The sequence below is a fragment of the Halocynthiibacter sp. C4 genome, from assembly GCF_028823805.1.
GTDB classification, from domain to species: domain Bacteria; phylum Pseudomonadota; class Alphaproteobacteria; order Rhodobacterales; family Rhodobacteraceae; genus Falsihalocynthiibacter; species Falsihalocynthiibacter halioticoli.
In genome coordinates this window covers 1-282 of the sequence record NZ_JAPEIE010000010.1, presented here as the reverse complement: position 1 = coordinate 282, position 282 = coordinate 1, and the positions used below count along the sequence as shown (strand labels likewise).

The 282-nt window shown below is 64.5% G+C and carries 1 protein-coding gene; it reads left to right on the top strand.

All coding sequences use genetic code 11. The features are described 5' to 3' along the window. Nucleotides 1-98 precede the first annotated feature (98 nt). A partial coding sequence (locus OU789_RS16815) for a hypothetical protein (RefSeq protein ID WP_274656944.1) occupies nucleotides 99-282 on the top strand: 184 nt, incomplete at its 3' end.

Genomic DNA, 282 nt, shown 5'->3' with positions numbered 1-282 from the left:
CCCAGAGAGGTCGCGCGTAGCAACTTGATCGGGGCCCGGGGGCACGCGCTCCCGGGCCCCATCTTACCCCTACTGCTTTGACACCGGAATGGCGCGATATGGAAACACCCGATGATTGCGAAGCTGCCGCGATCGAGCGCGAGCTTGGCTACTGCGAAAGCCGTGCGCACGCGGAAAAGCGGGCAGCGCGCCTTAGCCGGAGCGTCGAGGCAGTCATCGCCCACCGACGCCTTGCGGACGCATACGATTCAAGAGCGCAACGCCTGCAATGTCGCGTCGAAA